Annotated in this window: 3 protein-coding genes; 1 reads left to right on the top strand and 2 read right to left on the bottom strand. The window is 39.8% G+C overall.

Annotated features, from left to right (window positions below; translation table 11 throughout):
• Positions 1-11: 11 nt before the first annotated feature.
• The gene (locus AC1WHX_RS11480; protein ID WP_009316620.1) at positions 12-497 is read right to left on the bottom strand and encodes a ferritin; all 486 of its coding nucleotides are present in this window, start codon (positions 495-497) and stop codon (positions 12-14) included.
• Positions 498-567: 70 nt separating this feature from the next.
• Entirely contained in the window at positions 568-1392 is an 825-nt protein-coding gene (gene ispE, locus AC1WHX_RS11475) for a 4-(cytidine 5'-diphospho)-2-C-methyl-D-erythritol kinase (RefSeq protein WP_302544663.1), read from the bottom strand.
• 150 nt (positions 1393-1542) lie between these two features.
• Here ispE and dnaB point away from each other — a divergent pair, with 150 nt between their 5' ends.
• Entirely contained in the window at positions 1543-3072 is a 1530-nt protein-coding gene (gene dnaB, locus AC1WHX_RS11470; RefSeq protein WP_009316618.1) for a replicative DNA helicase, read from the top strand.
• Positions 3073-3183 lie beyond the last annotated feature (111 nt).

Raw genomic sequence — 3183 nt, 5'->3', positions numbered from 1 at the left:
GTCTTTATATTTTAATATTTTTTAATAAGTTCTAAATCCATCATATAATATCCGTTTTCGTTCGTCATTCGCTTTAGATAGGCAATAATCTGAGAAATCTCGGCTTCTTCTTTCACTTGATTTAACACAAACCAATCCAACACAGCCCGCGTAGCTCTATCTCTTTCGTCACAAACAACATCAAGCAAAGTATCGAAAGTATCTGTAATCCGCATTAGGTGTACCAAAACCTGTTCAAAAGATTCTACTGGATCACCAAAATCAGAAGGGATATCCACTATATCTTGCAATTCGACCTTTCCACCTTGTTCTATCACATAATCCATAAGTCTCAAAGCATGCCGATGTTCTTCTTGATGCTGATATTTCATTCGTGCGGCAAACCCGGGATAACCGTTCTCTGCAAAATGAAGGGATATGGCCAAAAAGAAATGAGCCGACCATATTTCGGCATTAATTTGAGCATTTAGCGCTTCTTCTACCCGTTTCTTCAACATAATAACATTATATAAGTTCTCCGAAATTCTTCTTCGACCTTATAACAGTTTAGCGGGCAAATCGTTCACATCAATACCGGCACTCTCCTTGCCAGACAAAACTTCCGGGAAAAAGATCGTCCGGCAACTCCGGCAAATTACTGAACAGGCCATAAACCGAAGAACCCGATCCGGACATTGATGCATAAACAGCACCGATATCATATAATCGGGATTTTATCTCCGCAATTTCCGGATAATGAGAAAATACGCTTTTTTCGAAATCATTTGTCATAAGATTTTTCCACTCTTCCACAGGTTTCTTTACGATCTCGGACAACGGCACTTTCGGTTGCTCGGGCTTCACCAAAGAATAAGCTTTTGCCGTAGGAATCATAATATCGGGCTTGACAAGCACCAGATAATAATTTTTTAAAGTAAGAGAAACCGGCGTGAATTCATTTCCTATACCTGTAGCCAATACCGGCCTATTCAAAAGAAAAAAAGGACAGTCTGCCCCTAAACGAGCGGCTAAAGAGAATAGCATCTCTTCCGAAACGGGCAACTTATACTTGTCTTTTAAAAGACGGAGCATAAATGCAGCATCCGATGATCCGCCTCCCAGACCTGCACCAAAAGGAATCACCTTATGCAAATAAATATCTACGGCAGGTAAATCAAAGCTTGCTTTCAATAAATCATAAGCCCGAATTATCAAATTTTTATTCGGTTCTCCGTCTATTTGTAAACCCGAAATATGCAAACAAGCATCCGTTTTTCCGGGTAAATCGACAACTTCCAATGCGTCTTCCAAAGGAATAGGGTAAAATATCGTCTCAAGATTATGATAATTATCCGGACGTTTTGCGACAATATTCAGTCCGAGATTTATTTTTGCATTCGGAAATGTAATCATAGCTTAACAAGATTTATTTGCAAAAATACAGATTATTTATCCACATTTCGATAAAGATAGAGAAGAATAATCCGTTAATAAGATTCTATTTCTTAATTTTGTCAGGCTAAAAAGTTTATCTACGTTTGCAATACATCTTCAATATTACTTATGGAACAGAAACGCAATTATCGATCTGCAAAAAATAATTTACCGTCTATCACCGACTTAGGGAAACTTCAACCTCAGGCAAAAGAGCTCGAAGAAGCGGTATTGGGTGCTCTTATGCTCGAAAAAGACGCTTATTCTATCGTCAGCGATATTTTAAAACCGGAGTGTTTTTATGAGCATACTCACCAACTTATTTATTCGGCTATCGTAGATCTGGCACTCAGACAGCAACCTATCGATATGCTTACCGTTACCGAACAACTCCGGCGGAGAGGCGAATTGGAAGAAGTCGGTGGAGAATATACGATAACCGTACTTACCGGTCGGGTGGCTTCTGCCGCAAATATAGAATTCCATGCCCGCATTATCGCACAAAAATATCTTGCCCGCGAATTGATCCGCTTTTCCAGTGAAATACAAACGAAAGCTTTCGATGAGACAAATGATGTCGATGATCTGATGCAGGAAGCCGAAGGCAAATTATTTGAAATATCCCAACGAAATGTAAAAAAAGATGTCACTCAAATCAATCCGGTTATTAAAGAAGCGCTCAACATTCTGGAAATCGCATCGAACCGAAAAGACGGACTAAGCGGATTGCAATCGGGATTTCATGATTTGGATAAAATGACATCGGGCTGGCAAAATTCGGATTTGGTTATCATCGCCGCTCGTCCTGCAATGGGAAAGACCGCATTCGTTCTGTCCATGGCAAAGAATATGGCCATCAATTATAATACGCCGGTAGCTATCTTTTCTCTTGAAATGTCTAATGTACAATTAGTTAACCGGTTGATTGTAAATACGTGCGAAATTACCGGAGAGAAAATAAAAAGCGGACAATTAGCACCATACGAATGGGAACAATTAATGGCAAAAATCAAGGACCTCTACGATGCACCTATATATATAGACGATACTCCGAGTTTATCGGTATTCGAACTCCGTACCAAAGCACGAAGACTCGTCAGAGAACACAATATAAAGATGATCATTATCGACTACTTGCAGCTTATGAATGCCAGTGGCATGAATTTCGGAAGCCGTGAACAAGAAGTAAGTACGATCTCCCGGTCATTAAAAGGATTGGCGAAAGAACTGAATATTCCTATCATCGCTCTTTCCCAGTTGAATCGTGGTGTAGAAACCCGACAAGGCGACGGAAAACGTCCCCAATTGGCCGACCTGCGTGAATCGGGTGCAATCGAACAGGATGCCGATATGGTGTGTTTTATCCACCGTCCGGAATATTATAAAATAACCGAAGACGAAAAAGGAAATTCCCTGATCGGACTTGCAGAAATAATCATAGCCAAGCACCGTAACGGTGCTGTAGGCGATGTGCGATTACGTTTCAAAGGAGAATATGCAAGATTCCAAAATCTTAACGACGATACTGAGATATACGGAACATTCGGATCAGGGATGAACAGCGGAAAAACATTTTCTTCCGCTCCTATTCCTTCTCATACTTCTTCTAATGCTGCAGAAGATTTTTTGCAACAACAAAATAATGATGTTCCGTTCTAAAAATCTATTTCCCGAACAATATTGCAATTCCGAATAAAATTTCAAATAGGTGAAATAAAATGGGGGCGACCCAAAAGATTTTTTTAGAGTTCGGTCTCTTTTTCTTTTATA

Source organism: Coprobacter sp., assembly GCF_982436375.1.
The sequence above is the reverse complement of the archived record's forward strand: the minus strand, read 5'-3'. Positions and strand labels throughout refer to the sequence as shown.

Coding starts and splice junctions, on each gene's coding strand:
- AC1WHX_RS11480 (WP_009316620.1), bottom strand. CDS start 497: ATGTTGAAGAAACGGGTAGAAGAAGCGCTAAATGCTCAAATTAATGCC.
- ispE (WP_302544663.1), bottom strand. CDS start 1,392: ATGATTACATTTCCGAATGCAAAAATAAATCTCGGACTGAATATTGTC.
- dnaB (WP_009316618.1), top strand. CDS start 1,543: ATGGAACAGAAACGCAATTATCGATCTGCAAAAAATAATTTACCGTCT.